This window comes from Curtobacterium sp. MCLR17_058 (genome assembly GCF_003234705.2).
Taxonomy (GTDB): domain Bacteria; phylum Actinomycetota; class Actinomycetes; order Actinomycetales; family Microbacteriaceae; genus Curtobacterium; species Curtobacterium flaccumfaciens.
The window spans coordinates 1646789-1664933 of record NZ_CP126262.1 but is presented as its reverse complement, the minus strand read 5'-3'; the positions used below and the strand labels follow the sequence as shown (position 1 = coordinate 1664933).

The following is an 18145-nucleotide window of genomic DNA, read 5'->3' as shown; positions in this document are numbered from 1 at the left end:
CACGTCGTGGGGTCGGAAGGCGACGGACGGGAGGCCCGGTGCCAGCTGGCACCGGGCCTCCCGTCCGGCTCATCCCGCGTCGTCGTGCCCGGTGCCGGTCCGCGGTGCCGGTTCCGTTGCGGACGCCGTCCGGATCCGGAGCGGCACCGTCCCGGCGACGTACCGGTCGTCGCCGGCCTCGAGCGAGCGGCCGTCCTCGGCGGTGCTGGACCGGCGCACCTGCAGGAGGGCCGCGCCGGGCCGGACCCCGAGGAGCGCGGCGTCGGCGTCGTCGGCCAGCAGCGCGTCCACGGTGGTGACGGCGGCACCGACCCGGATGCCGAACCGGTCCTCCAGGGTCGCCGACACCGACGTCTGCCCGCCCGGGATCGTCCGGATGACGGCGGCGACCCACGGCGCGTAGGCGGTGCGCTCGAGCATGACGTCCACACCGTCGAGGGAGCGCACCCGCACGACGTGCAGGACGGGCTCGTCGTGCGCGGCGTGGAACAGGCGCCGCTCGCGCACGGTGGCCGGCCGTTCCTCGACCGCCACGACCCGCCCGCCGGGCTCGTGCCCCCGGGCCCTGGCCAGCTGACCGAAGGACTCGAGCGCGCCCGCGTCGTGGCCGAGCGTCGTGGTGCGCACGCGCCAGCGGGAACCGGCACGTGCCGTCAGGACCTGCCGGTCGCGGAGCAGCTCGAGCGCGTTCCGCACGGTGCCGCGCGCGACGGCGTAGTCGGCCGCCAGGTCGTGCTCGGCCGGCAGGACACCCGTGGCGTCGAACTCACCGCGGAGCACCCGGTCGGCGAGGTCCTCGGCGATGTCCCGGAACAGTGGTCGCACCCGGTGATCCTCCCCCGCCGCGGCAGGAGCTGTCCAGGTGCGTCGGAGTCCCCGCGGGATCAACACCGGAACCACAGGGCCCAGCCGCGGCGCACCTGGACAGGTCGATCCTGACTCCACGGGACGCGTTCACCCCGCCGCCACGGCCGGGCAAGGCACGGTTCAGCGCACCTCGTTGTCATGCTGACGGGCGCTCCTCCCCCGCAGCGCCGCCCGCACTCCCACGACCTGGAAGGCCCGCGATGAGCATGAGGAAGCCCGAACACGGCGCACCCGACGTCAGCCTGGACGCCGCACCACCGCTGACCCCGGACGCGGCGTACACCGCAGCGGTCCGCCCCGGCCTGAGCCGCCGGACAGTCCTGGTCGGCGGCGCAGCAGCGATCATGGCCGGCGTCGCCGCAGGGTCTGCGTTCGGACCGGGCGCGACCGACAGCGCCAGCGCCGCGACCGCCCGCGCCGTCCCCACCGGCACGATCGCCGACGTGAAGCACGTCGTCGTGCTCATGCAGGAGAACCGGTCCTTCGACCACTACTACGGCACGATGCCCGGGGTCCGCGGGTTCTCGGACAAGCAGGCGCTCGAGCTGCCGACCGGACACGACGTCTTCCACCAGCCGGCGGCGGCCCGCACCGACGGAGGCGCGATGCTGCCGTTCCGGCTCGACACCACCCGGTTCAACGCGCAGAACGCCGACGGCCTCGACCACTCCTGGGGCGGTGGGCACACCGCGTGGAACGGCGGGGCCTGGAACCGGTGGGTCGACGCGAAGAGCGCCCAGACGATGGGTTACTTCACGAGCGAGGACATCCCCTACCAGCGCGCACTCGCCGGGGCCTTCACGGTCTGTGACGACTACCACTGCTCGCTCAACGGGCCGACTACGCCGAACCGCCTGTACCAGTGGTCCGGCACCATCGACCCCCGCGGCGCCCAGGGCGGACCGGCGACCGACAACCCGGCGGACTACGAACCGGTGTTCGCCTGGACCACCTACGCCGAACGACTGCAGGCGGCCGGGGTCACCTGGAAGACCTACGCCAACGACGAGGTCGGCGACAGCTCCGCCGACCCGTACGTCGGCGACTACGGCGACAACCCGCTCTGGCTGTTCGAGCAGTACCACCGCGCGCTCGCGTCCTCCGATCCCGCGCAACAGGAGCTCGCCGCGCGTGCCGGTCTGCACGACGGGTGGAAGCCGAACTCCGGCAAGGGCCTCGACGTCACCCACCTGCTCAGCCAGTTCGGGCAGGACTGCGCGACCAACAGCCTGCCGACCGTGTCGTACGTCGTCGCCCCCTACGGCTGGAGCGAGCACCCGGCTGCCAGCCCGGACTACGGCGCCCACTACACGAACGCCGTCGTGCAGGCGCTCTTCAGCAACCCGGACACCTGGGCCTCGACCGTCCTACTCGTCAACTACGACGAGAACGACGGGTACTTCGACCACGTCGTCCCCCCGTTCGCCGAACCCGGCACGCCCGACGAGTACGTCGACGGTCTGCCCATCGGCATGGGCGCCCGCGTGCCGATGACCGTGGTGTCCCCGTGGAGCCGTGGCGGGTGGGTCAACTCGCAGGTGGCGGACCACACCTCCGTGATCCAGTTCCTCGAGCACGTCACGGGCGTCCGCGAGCCGAACATCTCCGACTGGCGGCGGACCGTCTCCGGGGACCTGACGAGCTGCTTCGACTTCAGCGCCCCCGACGCGAGCATCCCCGGCGCCGACGTGGTCCCCGGCATCGAGCAGACGCGCGCGCTGGTCGCGGCCGCCGACGCCGACCAGGCGAAGCCGCCCATCGAGGAACCGGCGATCGGTGCGCAGACCGTGCCCGTCCAGGAGCCCGGCACCGTCCGCCGTCGGAGCCTGCCCTACCGACAGCACGCGGACGCGACCGTCGACCACCGGACCGGTCGGGTCACCGTGACGCTCGCGAACGACGGTCGCCAGGGGGTCAACTTCCTGGTGTACCCGAACACCGCGATGCCGTTCGCCGCCCACCCGAAGACCGTCCCGGTGGGCGCCACCGCCGACTGGGCATGGGACACCACGACGACCGACGGTGCGTACGACGTCAGCGTCTACGGACCCGACCGGTTCCTCCGGCGCTTCGCCGGCACCGTCGCGGTCGGTGGTCGGGCGACCGGCGGCGTCCCGCACGTCTCCGTCGTCCGGGACACCCGTGGTCGGCGCACCCTGCAGCTCTTGCTCGAGAACACCGGCCGGGCCGAGCTCCGCTTCGTGCTCGTGGCCAACGACTTCGTGGAGCACCGCGAGACCGCGCACGTCCGCGGTTCCGGTCACAAGACGATGCACTGGCCGCTCGACGAGTGGGGGTACTACGACGTGGTCGTCACCGCCGACGGTGTGCCCGGGTTCCGGTACCGCTTCGCCGGGCGCGCGGAGCGCTGAGGCGGGCCGACCCGCGTGGGTCGGCAGGGGCGGTCAGGCCGCGTCCACGACGGACGGGAGGCCCGGTGCCAGCTGGCACCGGGCCTCCCGTCCCGTCTCGTGACCGTCTCACGTCCGTCCCGCGTGCCGTCTCGCTCGTCGTCTCACGCGTCGGCGGCGGTCCCGGCGGGTGCCACCGGTGTGACCGGGGTCGCGGCGTCGGCGGCATCGGCGTCGGCGTCGGCCTCGGCCTCGGCGTCGGCGTCGGCTCGCGCAGCCTGTCGGGCCAGCGCCGCGTCCAGGAAGCGTTCGACGAACGGCAACGCCACCACGATCGCACCGATGACGGCCGCGACGGGGACGATCACCGTCCAGCCGCGCAGGATCGAGTAGATGGTGGCGCCGAGGACGACCCACACCACGACCGTGAGCGGCCGCACCGGACCGGCGTCGGCGAGCAAGTTGATCGCGTCGACGGCCGCGGGCAGCCCTCGCCGTCCGAGCAGTGTCAGCATGACCCCGATGACGATGAACCCCATCGCCCGGACGGTGCCGACCCACGCGACGTCGCTTGCCGGATCCGCCAGCACACGCTGGATGAACACCACTGCCGCAAGGACCCCGACGGCGAACAGGGCGACGATCACGATGACGGTCAGGAGACGGACGGAGCGGCGCACGAGGACTCAGCATAGGGACCCGTCGGGGGCGCCCGTCGCGGCGCCCCCGACGCACCAGCTCGACTCGCTAGGCGACGACCACCTGCGCGTTGACCAGGATGTCGTGCAGGTCGGGACGGAGCGCATCCTGCGAGGTCGTCCGGACCTTCACGATGAGCGCCGCTCCGGGCTTCGCGAAGGCGCGCGCGACCGTCGCCGACCAGGACCCGTCCGTGTTGTGCCCGGCGATCGACAGGAACTGCGCGGTGCCGCCGGTGATCGTCGGCAGCAGCTGCTCCTCGAGCCGGTCGGCCGGGAGCCCCGCAGCCGTGAACAGCTGCTCGGTGGCGGCACGGTCCCCGATCGTCGGGTCGAGGTCGGTGAGCCGCTGCTGCGTGATCGTCGCCACGGAGCCGTCGGCGTTCGTGTACTCCCGCGACCCGGTGGTCGGGTCCTCGCCGGTCTGCTCCCAGCCGTCGAGTGCCGAGACCTGGAGCCCGAACGCGGGCAGCGTGCTCGCCGAGAGCGCGTCGCCGTCTTCGAACGTGAGGTCCTTCGTTGCCGAGTCGACGGTGGCCGGCGCGGTCGGCGTCTCCGTCGGTGCCTGGGTCGGCGCTTGTGTCGGTGTTGACGACTGCGTTGCCGCCCGCTCCGTCCCCGGTGCGGTGGTGCCGGTGCCGGCGCAGCCGGACAGTGCGAGCACGACGATCACGGTCGCCGTCCCCGCGGTGGTGATCCTGGATGTGATGGTCATGTGGTTCCCCCTCGGATCCCACCGTGCGCCCCGTGCACCGGTGGGTCCGCCTGGAGCCTACGGGTCCCGGCGGCGGCGCGCCGCTCGGGTCACACGTCCGGGTTCTGTCCAGACGCGCCGAGCGATCTCCGGAGCACGACGAAGTGCAGCCCCGCGACGCGAGCGACGTGTGCCGGGAACGGTCGGGTCTCCCCCGTCGCGATGAACCCGCTTCGCTCGTACACGCGTCGCAGTCCCTCGTGCACGCTGAGCACCTCGAGCTCGACGGAATCGCACGCCAAGGCTTCCTCGGCGTACGCGATCGCCGCGGTCCGGAGCCGCCGGGAGATGCCTCGGGACTGCCACGCCGGGTCCACAGCGAGCATGCCGAGGTGCGCCGTCGCCCAGTCGGAGGCCCGCAGGTGACACGTCGCGACGATGGTGGCGTCGTGGACCGCGACGAGCACCACCGACCGCGGGGCACGGATCATCGCACGCACCTGGTCCGGGCTCGTCCGCTCCCCGGTGACCAGCTCGGCGTCGCTCACCCAACCCTGTTCGTTGGCGTACGCACGGACGACGACCGCAGCGACGGACGCCGCGTCGGTCTCGGACGCCGACCGGATCTCGAGCAGGGGTTCGTCTGTCACGACCGCATGCTCTCACGCAGCACACAGGCATCTCGCCGAGCTCTGCGCACGCTCATGCACTGGGCGGGCGTGGGCGTGGTCCGGGCGCGGGCGTGGTCTGGGCGCCTGCGTCGGGCCGGCTACGAGTCGTCGCCTGCGTTCCGAGCACGCTTCCGCGCCTGCGCGCGGGCGTAGGACACCGAGCCGATCTGCACGGCGGCGAGGATGATCCAGAGGACCGCCATCTGCGTGTGGAACCGGGACGGTTCGACGACGGCCAGGACGAGCCAGACCAGCGCGATGACCGCCCACACCCAGGCGAGCCACGGCAGGGGCTTGCCGATCAGCCGTTCCAGCAGACTGCGTCGCTGCATCTCGGTCATGGCGCTGACGCTACCGGACGCCAGGGTGATCGCCGAGGACCGCCACCGTGTTCCGGTGAGACGTCGAACAGCCTCACGCCGGTGGGCGATCGCCCTCATCGCCCGGAGCGCTGTTGCACTCGTGACCTGTGTCGTAGCCCCCCCCCGGGGTGACGGCCACCGGCCACGCCTCGCCCGACGGCTCGCTGCGACACTGCGGAGCAACTCAACGCTGGGCCGCAGGCCGCACGACGATCTCGTTCACGTCGACGTCGGGTCGCTCGGCCACCGCGTAGGAAACGGCGCGGGCGATGGCGTCGGCGGAGATCGACTCGGCACGGTAGACGACCATCGCGGCGGCGGCGGAGGGGTCGGTGATCGTTGCGGCGAGCTCGGACTCGGTGACTCCGGGCGACACGGTGGTGACACGGATCCCGCGCGGTGACTCCTGACGCAGCCCCTCGGTGATCGCCCGTGCTGCGAACTTCGTGCCGCAGTAGACGGCAGCCGTGGGCGAGACGTCGTAGGCACCGACGGATGCGATCGTCACGACGTGGCCAGTGCCCTGGGCGAGCATGGTGGGCAGTGTCGCCGTGATGCTGTGGAGGAGGCCGCGGACGTTGACGTCGATCATCCTGTCCCACTCGTCGACGAGGCCTGCGGCGAGGGGCGACAGCGGCATCACGCCGGCGTTCGCGACGAGCACGTCGATCCGCCCGAAGCGTGCCCGGGCAGCAGCCGCGAACTCCTGCACCGAGGCGACGGCGGTGACATCGAGCGGTACTGGCATCGCCGTACCGCCCGCCCCCTCGATCTCGCTGACGAGCTCGTCGAGCCGGTCGGTGCGCCGGGCCCCGAGCACGACGGGGTGGCCGGCCGCGGCGAGGCGGACGGCCGTCGCGCGCCCGATGCCGCTGGAAGCGCCGGTCACGAGGACGACCTTCCGTCGGTGCAGCACCATGCCGGCGTGGTGCAGGACGTCGTCCCTGAAGTCGCCGTCCGCGGTGAAGCCGGTGTCGTCTCGGTAGTCGATGTGGTCGCCGTCGACCTCGTAGGTGCCCACGTAGGCCGCCTCACGGTCACCTCGGGCCTCCACGTAACGACCGTCGGGCCGCAGCTCGTGGCGGATGCGGCCGTCGGCGGTGACCCAGAGGCCGAGGTAGGGGTGAACGGGCTGGGGCGTGCTGCTGGTGTCCATGCCCCCAGCCTCGACGCCGCGCAGCCCCGGACCATCGCCCTGTCCTGCCGGGGTGCGGCAGGACCAGGGAGGCGGAGCTCCTGCCACCTACCCTGGTCCCGTGCCCATGCCCATGCCCGCCGACGACCTCACCCTCGCCGCGTACCTGCGCGCCGTCCGCGGCCGCCTCGCCCCGGAGTCGCTCGGACTGCCAGGCGGCGGTGTCCGCCGGGTTCCCGGGCTTCGCCGCGAGGAACTCGCGGTGCTCGGCGGCCTCAGCATCGACTACTACACGCGCCTCGAGCAAGGGCGAGAGGTGAGCCCCGGCGCCGCTGTGCTCGAGGGCATCGCCGACGGGCTCGAGCTCGAGGGCGACGAGCGCGACCACCTGTTCGCGTTGGCAGGACTGTTTGCTTCCCCGCGAGTCCCCCGGGTGGCGACGTCGGTGACGCCGGCTCTCGGGCAGCTGCTGGCCTCGTGGTCGACACACCCCGCGTTCGTGATCGACCCCGCGCACGAGGTCCTCGCCGCGAACGCCCTTGCCCGTGCGGTGTACGCACCCTTCGGACGCCTCGACAACCTCGTGCGGATGGCCTTCCTCGACCCGACGGCTCGGCACTTCCACGCCGACTGGGCCCGCGCCGCCGACGCAACCGTCGCGAGCCTGCGGGCGGCGACCGCGGAGTTCGGGGGCGACCCGCGCCTCCTCCGTCTCATCGCGGAAGTGAACGATGCCAGCCCGGAGTTCGCGGACCGGTGGAGCACGCAACGGGTACAGCGCAAGACGACCACCGCGAAGCAGTTCGAGCACGCGGAGGTCGGGCGGCTGGAGTTCGACGCCCACACCTTCGCCGTCGAGGGGTCACCCGGCCTGCAGCTGGTCGTCTACGGCTGCGAGGCCGGCTCTGCAACGGCGCGCGCGCTGATCCTGCTCTCCATGGGCGCGGCGAGCACATCGACGATCAGCGAGTAGTGCTCCCGTCAATCGGCGCGCTCACCTGCGCGGGCGACCGTTCGGTACCGCCCGGGCGGGAGCGACCGTTCGCGGCTGAAGGCTCGGCTGAACGCGTAGACAGAGGTGTACCCGACGTCGGCGGCGATCTTCTGGAGGCCGTCGTCGGTGTCACGGAGTCGACGCGCTGCGAGGTCCATCCTCCAGCGGGTGAGGTACTCCCCCGGCGTGGTGTCCGCGAACGTCCGGAAGCGGCGCACCAGCGTCTGCTTCGATGTTGCGACGTCACGTGCGAGCGCCTCGGTCGTCCAGGGGTGACCAGGAGCCTCGTGGATCCTCGTGACCGCCCGCATCAGGAGCGGGTCGCGGAGGACTCCCCACCACGAGGCGCCGGGTTCTGGCGAGGAGGCGAGCCAGGTCCGCAGGATCGCGACGAGGAGGACGTCGACGAGACGATCGAGGACGAGGTGGGTCGCGAGGCCGGGACGAGCGAGTTCGTGCCCGATGAGTCGGACGATATCCGCGAGGCTCGCGTCGAGCTGCTGGGCCCGGAGGTGGATCACCGGAGGAAGCAGGGCGAAGACCGGTGTGGATCCAGCGGGGTCGTGCGAGTACGAAGCGCCCAGGATCTGCGTCTGCTCGTCCCCGTCACCCAGACGCAGGAGGCCACCGTTGCGGCGTGCCTCGTCCGCGGCCGCGACGTCGCACGAGTGGATGTCGACGCCGGGCGCGCTGGAGAGCGCATGTGCGGTGCCGGTGGTCAGGACGACGACGTCGCCCGTCGTCAGGAGCCTCGGGGCACCGCCCTCGACCATCAAGTAGGCGACACCGGCAGTGACCGCGTAGACGACGGCGTCGCGATCCCGGACCCATTCCACGCCCCAGTCGCCGGCGGCCGCGATCCGGGCGCCGGCACTTCCCCGGACTCCGGAGACGTCGAGTACTTCGGAGAGGACGTCCACTTCGACGAACGTACGCCTGTCTTTCCGGATGGACCATGGAACCGCTTCGGTTGGTCCTCGCGGACATGAACCTGGTCCTCAGGAACATTGAACGTCCCACTGACCGCTCCTAGCGTTGGCGACGTCCGGAGCACTCGTTCGGGACGGCAACGACACGAAGGAAGCAGTCACCATGAGCACGACCGAAGACACCGTCCCCGATGGCTTGATGCCCGCCGACGTCCTGGCCTCGACGACCCCGGTGGCCGTCTACGGGTTCGCCCGCGCCCGGGCCGGCAAGGAGCAGGCACTCGAAGACGCGATCCGCGCGATCATCCCCACGGTGCGGTCCGAGCACGGCTACGAGCAGTACTCGGTGCACACCACGAAGGAGCAGCCCGGGGCGTTCGCGTTCTACGAGCGGTGGTCTTCCGGGGCGGACATCGCGCGCCACGTACAGCAGCCGCACATGCAGGACTACTTCGGCAAGCTCGCGGAACTCGTCGAAGGCGACCTCGAAGCCGAATGGCTGTGGCCCCTCGGCAACTGACGGATCGCTGGCCGGTCCCGGTGGGAGACCGGCCAGCGGTGGCTCGGTGGGCCCTGCCGGGATCGAACCGACGACATCCACGGTGTAAACGTGGCGCTCTACCAGCTGAGCTAAAGGCCCTCACCACGATCCTAGGGCGTCAGCGCTCGATCGTCGTCGAACGAGGCGGGCACGTCACGACACCCCGCACCGGGGTCGATCGCAGCGGATCACGAGTCCCTTCGCGTCCTCGTCCCGATCCTCCGACACGCCCCCGGACAGCACGATCGGGGTGTCGTCGGCGCTGAGGCCGATCGCCAGCGTGCTGGTACCCGACCGTTCGTCCTGCACCGGCGGGAACCGGGCGATCGTCGTCTGCTCGGAACTGGTGCACCGCGCATCACGGCACGAGAGCAGTCCCAGAGTGCCGCGTTCCTCGTCACGGACCGCGACGAGTGGCCGCCCCGATCGGTCGATGACGAACGCCGGAAGCAGGTTCGTCGGCCCCTTCGGCGTGATGTCCGTGTGCGACGAAGACGAGCACGACGCATCCGCGCAGAACGTCAGCCGTTGGGTCGAGACACCGTTCGACCGCGCAAGCACGACCGGGTTCCCGTCGCCGCCGATCGCCACCCGGGCGTCGTACGCCTCGTCCCACGCGCGGACCGGCTCCCCCGGCGGGATCGCGTGCGACAGGTCGCGGACGACGGGCTGGCCGCCGTCCGGGCGGAACGACACCAGCCGAAGGGCGGTGAAGGTAGGCGAACGACCGTCGGTCTCCGACACCAGCGAGACCACGGCGGTGCCGTCCCGCGCGACGGCGACGTCCACACCCTGGTGGTCCAGCGGTGGGATCCACGGCAGCGCCACCTGCCGAACCGTGTGTTCGGTGCAGGACACGTCCTCGCAGAACACGGCGACCAGGTGCGAGCGTCCTTCCGGTTCACCGCCGCGGGCGATCCCGACCACCACCGGCCGGTCGCCGGAACTCGCGACTGCCACGTCGGTCATCCAGTAGCTGACGCGCCCGTGATCGGTCTCCACGATGTCGACGGCGGCGACCGTGGTGCGGCGCCCTTCCGGGCGATCGACGGCCGGTGCCTCGTCGGCGGAGTCACGCTGCTCCGCCCGTTTCCCCGCGGGCCAGGCGGCATCGTCCGACTTCGGTGCCACATCGAGTTGGTCCGCGCGTGAGTGCACGACTTCGAGCTCGTACTGCTGCGCGACCTCGTCCTCGAACCGCACCTTCCAATGGGCAGTGAGCAGCCCGCCGTCGCCGGCGCTCCCGATCGCGGAGCCGCCGGTCAGGCCGGGCATCTCCATGGGGGTGTCGCACGACGCATGCCCACACATCCGCAGACGGCTGGGCGGTGTCGACGGCGTGCTCACGACCGCCGTCCGGCCTCCGACGTCCGCGATGTCGCCGCCGAGCAGGCCGCGCGCGTCGGCAGGGGCGGCGTCGTACTGCACGACGCCGAGCGGATTGCTCGAGACGATCACCGCGAACACCACCGCCGGGACGAGCACCACGCCCGCTCCGACGAGTCCAGGCCGCGCCCGTCGTCCCCGGGCCATCGGATCGGCCGGGTCGACCGTCAGCGGTGACCGAAGCCGACCGCCTTCGTTCCGCGTTGCGGCCCCACGCACCGCGATCGCGACGATGACCAGCACCAGACCGGTCACGGCGACGCAGCACCACGCGACGACGACGCTGCTCCGGAGCACGGACGGCGGCAACAGGCGCAGCACCAGCAGGACGCCGACCCCGAGCACCGTCACCAGCGCCGCTCCCCCGACGAGCGCACGGCGCGGCGTCGCCGTCGCCTCGTGCCCACCACGGACGATGACCCGACCAGATCCCCAGGCGCGACGGAAGGCCGATCGACGCGGCACACCGGCCACGAGCAACGCCCACCCGAGCAGCAGCGGCGCCCCTATGACGACACCGACCGCCAGCACCACGACGATCACGACGGTGCCCCTGACACTTGCCCGCCACGACGCGGCCGTGGCTGTCCCCGCCGCCACCGCCACCAACGCGACGAGAGCGGCCTCGACGACGAGCCGCCAGTGGTGGACCGACCACCGCCACGCGTCGCGCGGCCCCGCGGTCGCATCATCCGTGGCCGCGAGCATGACCACGGTGGTTGCGGTCACCCCGAAACCGAGCCCGAGCGCCGCGATGACCGTGCCCACGGCGAGCAGGGCCACGGGTACCCCGGCCCCCTCGAGCGCCGCGAACGCACCGTTCACCAGGGCGACGCGACCGCCCGGCACGCCGAGTAGGAGCACCACCCCGGCCAGCAGCAGCCCGGCCGTGAACGGCACGACGAGGGCGAGCACCCCGCGGCCCCCGCTCCATGCGATCGACGGCACGGGTGGTGGACCGTCCTGCCGCCGCACCGCGGTCTCGGTCGAACCCGTCCTGGCGACACCCGTCCCCGGTCGTGCACCATCCATCTGCTCGTCCCCCTCCGACAGCGTCCGCCCATGCTGGCAGGTTCGACGCCAGACGTCCAGAAGGTGACATTTCAGCCGCGGACCCGTGCGCTGGCGAGAGTGCCCACCCCAAATGGTTTAGCCCCAGGCTTACTTTCGACGATATGAAGCTCTACGCTTAACCCATGCAGCCCGAGCCCGTGATCGCCGTGATCGTCGACCTGGTCGACTCCCGCACGCTCGAGGACCGCTCCGCAGCCCAGCAGGACGTCGAGCACGCCTTCGACAGTACCCCTGGCGTCACCGCGCTCGACCCCCTGCGCGCGACGGTCGGCGACGAGTTCCAGGTCATCTACGCCACGCTCACCGACGCGCTGCTGGCCACGACGGCCGCGACCCTCACACTCCCCCCGACCGTGCAGATCCGCCTCGGCATCGGCCGCGGGCAGGTCCGGACGATCGGCACCGGCGGCGCCGGCCCGCTGCAGGACGGCCCGGGCTGGTGGTCGGCTCGGGACGCCATCAACGAGACCCACCGGCGCGAGGACGGCCGGACCGCGTTCCTGCGGTCCTGGTACCACGACGCCGACGACCGCCACGGAACGACGGAGCGACTCGTGAACGCCTACTTCCTCAGCCGCGACCACGTCGTCTCGCGACTCGCACCCCGCGCCCGCCGGATCGCACTCGGTCTGGTGCAGGGCCGCACGCAGGCGCAGATCGCCGCAGACGAGGGGATCACCCCGTCGGCGGTGTCCCAGTCCGTGCAGAAGTCGGGCGTCGCCGCCCTGGTCGAGGGCCTGCGTGTCCTCGGGGACGGGGGCAGCTGATGCTCGCCGGAGTCCTCCTCACCCTCGTCGGGCTCGCCGACGTCGTCCGCGCACGGACCGGGACCGATGCGGCTCCACGGCGCGGGCTGACCGCCACGGTGATCGTCCTGCTCTGGGCCGCCGTGACGGCCGTGGCGGTGCTCGGCCTCGGCCTCGCCGTCTGGTCGGTGCTCGTCACGGTCGTCCTCGCAGCCCTGTGGGTCGCGACGACGATCCCGGTGCGGTCCGGGGGCGCACCCGGCGGTCGTGGTCGGGCACTCCCCTGGCTCCGACGCTCCGGGTCCTGGCCGGCCGTCCTGCTCGCGGTCGCCGTCGCCGTGCTGCTGCTCTGGGTACCGGCTGCCGACGCCTCCGGCTTCGTGGTGGACTGGCGCCGGGACGTCGGCCCGTCCTTCGTCGGCGCGGTGCCGCTCGCCGCGATCGTCGCCGGGATCGGATCGGCGCTGTTCCTGGTCGACTCGGCCAACGTGGTCGTCGCCCAGGCACTGCCAGCAGAACTCTCCCCGGACGACCAGCGCACAGCGGCGGCGGCGGCAGCAGCAGCAGCCGGCCGACCGAAACGCTTCGGCCGACGACGCACCGGCAGGGCGTCGGACGAAGACGACGACCAACCCGGAGACCGCACGGTCACCCTCAAGGGCGGACGCATGATCGGCCCGATCGAGCGCCTGCTGCTCGCCGGGTTCTCGTTGGCCGGCGCCTTCCCCGTCGTCGCCGCACTGATCGCCGCGAAGGGGATCGTCCGGTTCCCCGAGATCCGCCGCGAGACGACCGGGTACCAGGCCGAGTACTTCCTCATCGGCAGCCTGGTGAGCTGGGCGATGGCCTTCGCCGCCGCCGGCATGTGCTGGTTGCTGGCACTGGGCTGACGAACGCCCCCGGCCCCCGATCACCGCAGGTACGCTCTCCCCCGTGAACGGTGTCGGAGTCGGTGTCCTCGACGAAGCCGGGCGGCTCCGCCTGCTCGGCGCCGGTGTGACGGGCGCGGCCTTCGCCGTCGTCCTGGTCATGCTGGTCCTGTCCTCGTGGACCGAGGCGACCACCACCGTCCTGGTCTCGGCCGGTATCCCGACCGCCGTGGCTGGTGCCGCGATCGCCGTCGTCCTGCAGCGCCGCACCTGGCGTGCCGAGGGCGGCTACGAACGGTCGATCGTCGTCCGCGAGTGGATCGCCGACGGTCAGGTGCCCGCGGGTGTGCCGGCGGACCAGTGGATCCCGCTCGTGCAGGCCCAGGCCGACCGCGAGGGCGCCGGCTGGGGCAAGGTCGTCCTCGGCGTGCTGTGGATCGCGATGACGTGGTCGATGCGCGACCAGCACGGCACGCTCATCACGACGATGCTCATCCTGCTCTGGAGCGCGATGGCCCTGTGGGCAGCCGTCTGGGTCATCCCACGCGCGCGGGCAGCGCGAGCGCTCCTGCGCCGCGGCGTCTCGACGATCGGCTGAACCCCGCCCGTCCGCGTCTGACTACGCTCGGACCCATGCAGAGTCGCACCCTCGGCCGCACCGGCCGCTCCGTCTCCCCCATCGGCCTCGGCACCTGGCAGTTCGGCGGTGACTGGGGTCCCGTCTCCGAAGCCGACGCCAACGCCGTCATGGACGCCTCCGTCGAGTCGGGCGTCACCCTGTTCGACACCGCCGACGTCTACGGCGACGGTCGCAGCGAGCAGCTCATCGGCGCGTGGCGTGCCGCGAACCCCGACGTGCCGCTGACGATCACCACGAAGATGGGCCGTCGCGCCGACCAGGTCCCCGAGAACTACGTCGCCGCGAACTTCCGCGAGTGGGTGGACCGCTCGCGGAAGAACCTCGGGCAGGACACCCTCGACCTCGTCCAGCTGCACTGCCCGCCGACCCCGGTCTACGAGGACGACGCCGTCTACGACGCCCTCGACGCGCTGGTCGCCGACGGCTCGATCGCCGCCTACGGCGTCAGCGTCGAGACCGCCGACCAGGCCCTCACCGCGATCGCCCGGCCCGGCGTCGCGAGCGTCCAGATCATCCTCAACGCGTTCCGTCTCAAGCCGCTCGACCGCGTGCTGCCGGCGGCCCGGGAGGCAGGGGTCGGCATCCTGGCGCGCGTCCCGTTGGCCTCGGGGCTGCTCTCGGGCAAGTACACGACCGACACGTCGTTCGCCGAGGGCGACCACCGCAACTACAACCGCCACGGCGAGGCCTTCGACCAGGGCGAGACCTTCAGCGGCGTCGACTACGACGACGGCGTGCGTGCTGCGCAGACCTTCGCGGCGTCCCTGCCGGACGCCGTCTCGGTCCCGCAGGCGGCGCTCGCGTGGATCATCGCGCAGGACGGCGTCACCGCGGCGATCCCGGGCGCGCGCAACCCGGAGCAGGCGCGCTCGAACGCCGCGGCCGGCGACCTGCCGCCGATCGAGGGGCTCGACGCCACCGTGCACGACCTGTACGACACGTGGTTCCGCGCGAGCGTCCACGACCGCTGGTGAACCTGCGGAGCGTCGCGGTCGCGGTGGCCGCACTCCTGCTGCTGTCCGGGTGCGCCGCACCCGGAGCGGTGACCACCCGCGACGCTCCACCCTGGCCACGGCCGTCCGACCTGACGGCCCGCGCCGAGTCCGCCGGGCTCCGGAACGTCTGGGGCGAACGGCTGGCCGAGCACGTGCACACGCACCTGACGATCCTGGACGGCGACGAGCCGGTGACCGTCCCGGCGAACATCGGGCACTCCGACGACCGGAAGTTCGCCGCGGAGATCCACACGCACGACACGTCGGGCATCGTGCACGTCGAGTCCCCGACCGAGCAGACGTTCACGCTCGGGCAGTTCTTCGACGAGTGGGGCGTCTCGCTCGGTCCGGAGCACGTCGGTGGTCTGCGCGGCGAACTGACGGTGTGGGTCGACGGGCACCGGAGGATCGGCAACCCGCGCTCGATCGAGCTCACGGACCTCCGCCAGATCGTCCTCGTCGTCACGACCGTCGGCGAGGTCCCGCACCTGCCGGCCCCCTTCGACTGGCCCCCGCAGTACGACTAGCGCCGGAGCCGGCTCGACTCAGGCCTCCTTCGCCGCGACCCACGACAGGTCGAGGTCCCACTGCTCGACCGACGCGGCCGGCAGCTGCCACACGTACTCGTTCTTGAGCTTCTTGCCGTCCTCGCGGAACGGCCCCGTCCGGTACGGGTAGAACGCGACCGTCGGCAGCGTGCCGGGCGGGGCCGTACGGATCGCGTTCGAGAAGTCCTTGTTCAGCCGCCGCAGCTCGGCGATCACGTCGCCCCGGGCGGAGTCCGCGTCGAACTCACCGGCGCCCGACGCGAGCTGGAACGCGATGTGCAGCTGCCGGTCGCCGTGGTCGTCCTCGTAGCTGATCAGCCGGTGGTTCTCGACGGCCTCGAGCAGCTCCGGGTCGCCGTACACGACGTCCCGCACCACGTCGGGTGCGACGACGGCCCCGTTGTAGTCGACGGACAGGTCGGACCGGCCGTAGTGGAACAGCAGCGGCAGGTCGAGCTCGGCCTCGGCGGCGAGCGCCGCGTGCCCCGTCGCCCGCAGCACGGAGCGGAGTTCCTTCATCCGCACCACGTGTCCGCGGTCGTGGATGTTGTAGCGGATGCGTGGGCTGATGTTCTCGGAGCGGGCGATGGTCACGACGAGTTCGCCGAGGTCGTTCGTCTCGATCAGGTAGCCGAACGGGTTGAACTGGAACACCATCGGCAGCACCCCGTACTCGCCCTGCTTGGTGAGGGCGGCGGAGAGTTCCGGTGAGGCGGCGATCGCCCGGCGCAGCTGCACGCTGAACGGCGTCTCGATGCCGAGGTTGATCTCGAGGTCGCTCGCCCCGTAGGAGCCGAGCACGGCCTGGGCGTACTGCTCGATGTGGGCGCGCATGTTCTCGCTGATGCCCTCGCCCCCGAACGCGGCGACGATCGTGTACTGGCTCCAGTCGAGCCGGTCATCCTCGAACAGGGCCTTCAGGAACGGTGGGTAGCTGCAGATGATGTAGGTGAAGTCGGTGCCGAACTCGCGCATCGTCTGCACGATCTTGTCGCGGTCCGGACCGATCGACTTGATCATGGACGACTCGGTGAGCGAGGCGGTCACGTTCATCCCGGTGGCCCAGGCCCCGAGCGAGAAGGCGTTGAGCACGAAGGGCTGCTTCGACAGGTCCTTCGCGGTGCGGGAGAACCCGAGCTGCAGCAGCTGTCGGGTGGCCTGGCGTTCGTCGGGGCCGCGCACCCAGCTGGTCGGGGTGCCGCTCGATCCGCTGGACTCGTCGACGACGACGCCGCGTCGGGGCAGGCGTCCGTCGATGCAGCGCTCGGGGATGCTCCAGCGCTTGACGTAGGAGTCCTTGTCCATCTCGGGCAGTCCCGAGATCGCTGCGGCGATCCCACCACGGGTGTCGAGCCTGGAGGCGCGTCCGGACTCCGCCAGGAACGTGCGGTACGCGGGGACCCGCTTCGCAGCCCGTTCCGCGGTCCGCCAGGCGCGCCAGCGTCCGAGGGTCCAGCGGAGCGGCTCGATGCCGGGCGTGAGCAGGAGCTTGTGGGTGCCGACGCGGGGCATGAACAGTGCGACGAAGGTCTCGACCACCCACACCACCGAGAACACCGCTGCGCGCTTCACCGGGCACCGCCAACGGTCATCGCTGCTGCGGGTCGGCGGTGTGCCAGGGGTGGTGGGTCGCTGTGTCCGAAGCGGAACAGCATCCAGGCCATCCGCCCGTCGGACTCGTCGACGCCCGCACGTTCCACGAACGCGGCGTGAGACCGCGGGTTGGTGATCACGGTGCCGAAGGGGTGCATGGCGATGCCGCGGGCGGAGAACTCCAGCCAGATGCGCATGAAGACCCGTCCGGCCTCGACGTACTCGGCCGGGGTGCTGAACGGTCCCTCGAGCCAGGCGAGCTGTCGGACGCCCCGCATGGTGGACAGGTACACCTTGCGGAAGACCCCGCCGATGCCCGGGGCCTGCCAGAGTCCGCGGTGCTCCATGGCGAACCGGAGCACCGGGCCGGGCATGAGCATCGTCTCGGCGGACAGCCCGTCGCCGGTGGCCGCTGCCTGTCGCTTCGAGAACCGCAGCCAGTGCAGGATCTCGTCGTGCACGGCGTCGTGCTGCAGGTCGTCGAACAGGGTCTCCTGGTTGACGCGCACGATCTCGTCGACCGTGGCCCGGTCGTCGGTGGTGCGGAAGCGCTGCCCGGCCGCCGACGCGATGGCGGACGCGGCCTCGATCGCGGAGGCGTCAACGAGCGTTGCGTCGTAGGGCCTGCGTGAGGTGCGCCGTGCGAGGAAGCCGGCCAGGGCCTCCCGGTCGTCCGCGGTGACCACGTGCGGACGCAACGTCACCGTGCCCAGCCGGTGCAGGTGGTCGTCCGCGCCAGCGTCGAGCCGACCGAAGTCCATCTCGGCGTGGTCGAGCCGTTCCTGCACGGTGTACCCGTGCGCCCGTGCCACCACGTCGAGCCCGGCCAGGAACACCCCGGCGCAGACGTGCCCGAACGGGATGCCGAACGACTCCGCCGGCAACCCCCGTCGCAGGTCGTAGAACACGGTCGCGGTGCGGTCGTCCTCGACGCGCACGACGATCGGTTGCGAGTTGTGCGGCGACGGGTAGTGCCGCGCGTCCTCGATGATGCCCGTCCACGGTGATGCCATCGTTCCCCCTCGGTGGTCCCTGGCGACGATCATACGAAC

At 71.7% G+C, this 18145-nt stretch carries 18 protein-coding genes and 1 tRNA gene; 8 read left to right on the top strand and 11 right to left on the bottom strand.

Annotated elements, in window-relative coordinates:
• Positions 1-69 precede the first annotated feature (69 nt).
• Positions 70-825, bottom strand: coding sequence for a GntR family transcriptional regulator (locus DEJ11_RS07855; RefSeq protein WP_111103951.1), 756 nt, complete (start codon positions 823-825; stop codon positions 70-72).
• Between the two features lie 248 nt (positions 826-1073).
• Here DEJ11_RS07855 and DEJ11_RS07850 point away from each other — a divergent pair, with 248 nt between their 5' ends.
• Positions 1074-3239, top strand: coding sequence for a phosphocholine-specific phospholipase C (locus tag DEJ11_RS07850; RefSeq protein WP_284176692.1), 2166 nt, complete (start codon positions 1074-1076; stop codon positions 3237-3239).
• A 143-nt stretch (positions 3240-3382) separates the two neighbouring features.
• Here the strand turns inward: DEJ11_RS07850 and DEJ11_RS07845 are convergent, their stop codons facing one another.
• From DEJ11_RS07845 to DEJ11_RS07825, 5 genes are all read right to left on the bottom strand, one after another.
• Positions 3383-3898 (bottom strand): hypothetical protein, encoded by a 516-nt coding sequence (locus DEJ11_RS07845; protein ID WP_111103955.1) that lies wholly within the window; start codon positions 3896-3898, stop codon positions 3383-3385.
• A 67-nt stretch (positions 3899-3965) separates the two neighbouring features.
• A complete protein-coding gene (locus DEJ11_RS07840; protein WP_111055362.1) occupies positions 3966-4631 on the bottom strand; it encodes a hypothetical protein in 666 nt (221 codons plus the stop codon).
• 89 nt (positions 4632-4720) lie between these two features.
• Positions 4721-5260, bottom strand: a complete 540-nt coding sequence (locus tag DEJ11_RS07835; protein ID WP_111103957.1) for a GNAT family N-acetyltransferase — start codon at positions 5258-5260, stop codon at positions 4721-4723.
• A 119-nt stretch (positions 5261-5379) separates the two neighbouring features.
• Positions 5380-5622, bottom strand: coding sequence for a hypothetical protein (locus tag DEJ11_RS07830; RefSeq protein ID WP_111055364.1), 243 nt, complete (start codon positions 5620-5622; stop codon positions 5380-5382).
• A gap of 205 nt (positions 5623-5827) precedes the next feature.
• Positions 5828-6799: an SDR family NAD(P)-dependent oxidoreductase gene (locus tag DEJ11_RS07825; RefSeq protein ID WP_111103959.1), complete on the bottom strand. Its 972-nt coding sequence runs from the start codon at positions 6797-6799 to the stop codon at positions 5828-5830.
• Between the two features lie 106 nt (positions 6800-6905).
• Between DEJ11_RS07825 and DEJ11_RS07820 the strand changes: the two genes are divergently transcribed.
• Positions 6906-7751: a helix-turn-helix transcriptional regulator gene (locus tag DEJ11_RS07820; RefSeq protein WP_258375443.1), complete on the top strand. Its 846-nt coding sequence runs from the start codon at positions 6906-6908 to the stop codon at positions 7749-7751.
• Between the two features lie 8 nt (positions 7752-7759).
• On the opposite strand, the gene DEJ11_RS07815 is transcribed toward DEJ11_RS07820, so the two are convergent.
• A complete protein-coding gene (locus DEJ11_RS07815; protein WP_111103963.1) occupies positions 7760-8692 on the bottom strand; it encodes an AraC family transcriptional regulator in 933 nt (310 codons plus the stop codon).
• Positions 8693-8864: 172 nt separating this feature from the next.
• Between DEJ11_RS07815 and DEJ11_RS07810 the strand changes: the two genes are divergently transcribed.
• Positions 8865-9221: a putative quinol monooxygenase gene (locus DEJ11_RS07810; RefSeq protein ID WP_111103991.1), complete on the top strand. Its 357-nt coding sequence runs from the start codon at positions 8865-8867 to the stop codon at positions 9219-9221.
• A 47-nt stretch (positions 9222-9268) separates the two neighbouring features.
• Here the strand turns inward: DEJ11_RS07810 and DEJ11_RS07805 are convergent.
• Together DEJ11_RS07805 and DEJ11_RS07800 are read right to left on the bottom strand one after the other, a co-directional pair.
• Positions 9269-9341, bottom strand: a tRNA-Val gene (locus DEJ11_RS07805).
• 54 nt (positions 9342-9395) lie between these two features.
• Entirely contained in the window at positions 9396-11576 is a 2181-nt protein-coding gene (locus DEJ11_RS07800; RefSeq protein WP_111103965.1) for a hypothetical protein, read from the bottom strand.
• Positions 11577-11824: 248 nt separating this feature from the next.
• On the opposite strand from DEJ11_RS07800, the gene DEJ11_RS07795 reads away from it, so the two are divergent.
• The 5 genes from DEJ11_RS07795 to DEJ11_RS07775 are packed head-to-tail and all read left to right on the top strand — an operon-like array spanning position 11825 to position 15479.
• Complete coding sequence (locus DEJ11_RS07795) at positions 11825-12469, top strand: SatD family protein (protein ID WP_111030248.1); 645 nt, start codon at positions 11825-11827, stop codon at positions 12467-12469.
• On the top strand, positions 12469-13338 hold the full coding sequence (locus DEJ11_RS07790; RefSeq protein WP_111030249.1) for a hypothetical protein: 870 nt from the start codon (positions 12469-12471) through the stop codon (positions 13336-13338). Before DEJ11_RS07795 ends, DEJ11_RS07790 begins: the two co-directional genes overlap by 1 nt.
• A gap of 43 nt (positions 13339-13381) precedes the next feature.
• Positions 13382-13915 (top strand): hypothetical protein, encoded by a 534-nt coding sequence (locus DEJ11_RS07785; protein ID WP_111103967.1) that lies wholly within the window; start codon positions 13382-13384, stop codon positions 13913-13915.
• A 35-nt stretch (positions 13916-13950) separates the two neighbouring features.
• Entirely contained in the window at positions 13951-14931 is a 981-nt protein-coding gene (locus DEJ11_RS07780) for an aldo/keto reductase (RefSeq protein ID WP_111103969.1), read from the top strand.
• On the top strand, positions 14928-15479 hold the full coding sequence (locus DEJ11_RS07775; RefSeq protein WP_111030251.1) for a hypothetical protein: 552 nt from the start codon (positions 14928-14930) through the stop codon (positions 15477-15479). Before DEJ11_RS07780 ends, DEJ11_RS07775 begins: the two co-directional genes overlap by 4 nt.
• Positions 15480-15497: 18 nt before the next feature.
• Here DEJ11_RS07775 and DEJ11_RS07770 read toward each other — a convergent pair whose 3' ends face one another.
• Both DEJ11_RS07770 and DEJ11_RS07765 read right to left on the bottom strand, forming a co-directional pair.
• Positions 15498-17072, bottom strand: coding sequence for a phenylacetate--CoA ligase family protein (locus DEJ11_RS07770; RefSeq protein ID WP_258375441.1), 1575 nt, complete (start codon positions 17070-17072; stop codon positions 15498-15500).
• Positions 17069-18106, bottom strand: coding sequence for a nitroreductase family protein (locus DEJ11_RS07765; RefSeq protein WP_111046953.1), 1038 nt, complete (start codon positions 18104-18106; stop codon positions 17069-17071). Before DEJ11_RS07765 ends, DEJ11_RS07770 begins: the two co-directional genes overlap by 4 nt.
• Positions 18107-18145 lie beyond the last annotated feature (39 nt).

What these genes read in the sequence shown, in the direction of transcription:
- DEJ11_RS07765 (WP_111046953.1), bottom strand. Translation starts at nt 18,106, where the DNA reads ATGGCATCACCGTGGACGGGCATCATCGAGGACGCGCGGCACTACCCG.
- DEJ11_RS07850 (WP_284176692.1), top strand. Translation starts at nt 1,074, where the DNA reads ATGAGGAAGCCCGAACACGGCGCACCCGACGTCAGCCTGGACGCCGCA.
- DEJ11_RS07795 (WP_111030248.1), top strand. Translation starts at nt 11,825, where the DNA reads ATGCAGCCCGAGCCCGTGATCGCCGTGATCGTCGACCTGGTCGACTCC.
- DEJ11_RS07810 (WP_111103991.1), top strand. Translation starts at nt 8,865, where the DNA reads ATGAGCACGACCGAAGACACCGTCCCCGATGGCTTGATGCCCGCCGAC.
- DEJ11_RS07790 (WP_111030249.1), top strand. Translation starts at nt 12,469, where the DNA reads ATGCTCGCCGGAGTCCTCCTCACCCTCGTCGGGCTCGCCGACGTCGTC.
- DEJ11_RS07825 (WP_111103959.1), bottom strand. Translation starts at nt 6,799, where the DNA reads ATGGACACCAGCAGCACGCCCCAGCCCGTTCACCCCTACCTCGGCCTC.
- DEJ11_RS07830 (WP_111055364.1), bottom strand. Translation starts at nt 5,622, where the DNA reads ATGACCGAGATGCAGCGACGCAGTCTGCTGGAACGGCTGATCGGCAAG.
- DEJ11_RS07780 (WP_111103969.1), top strand. Translation starts at nt 13,951, where the DNA reads ATGCAGAGTCGCACCCTCGGCCGCACCGGCCGCTCCGTCTCCCCCATC.
- DEJ11_RS07820 (WP_258375443.1), top strand. Translation starts at nt 6,906, where the DNA reads ATGCCCATGCCCGCCGACGACCTCACCCTCGCCGCGTACCTGCGCGCC.
- DEJ11_RS07840 (WP_111055362.1), bottom strand. Translation starts at nt 4,631, where the DNA reads ATGACCATCACATCCAGGATCACCACCGCGGGGACGGCGACCGTGATC.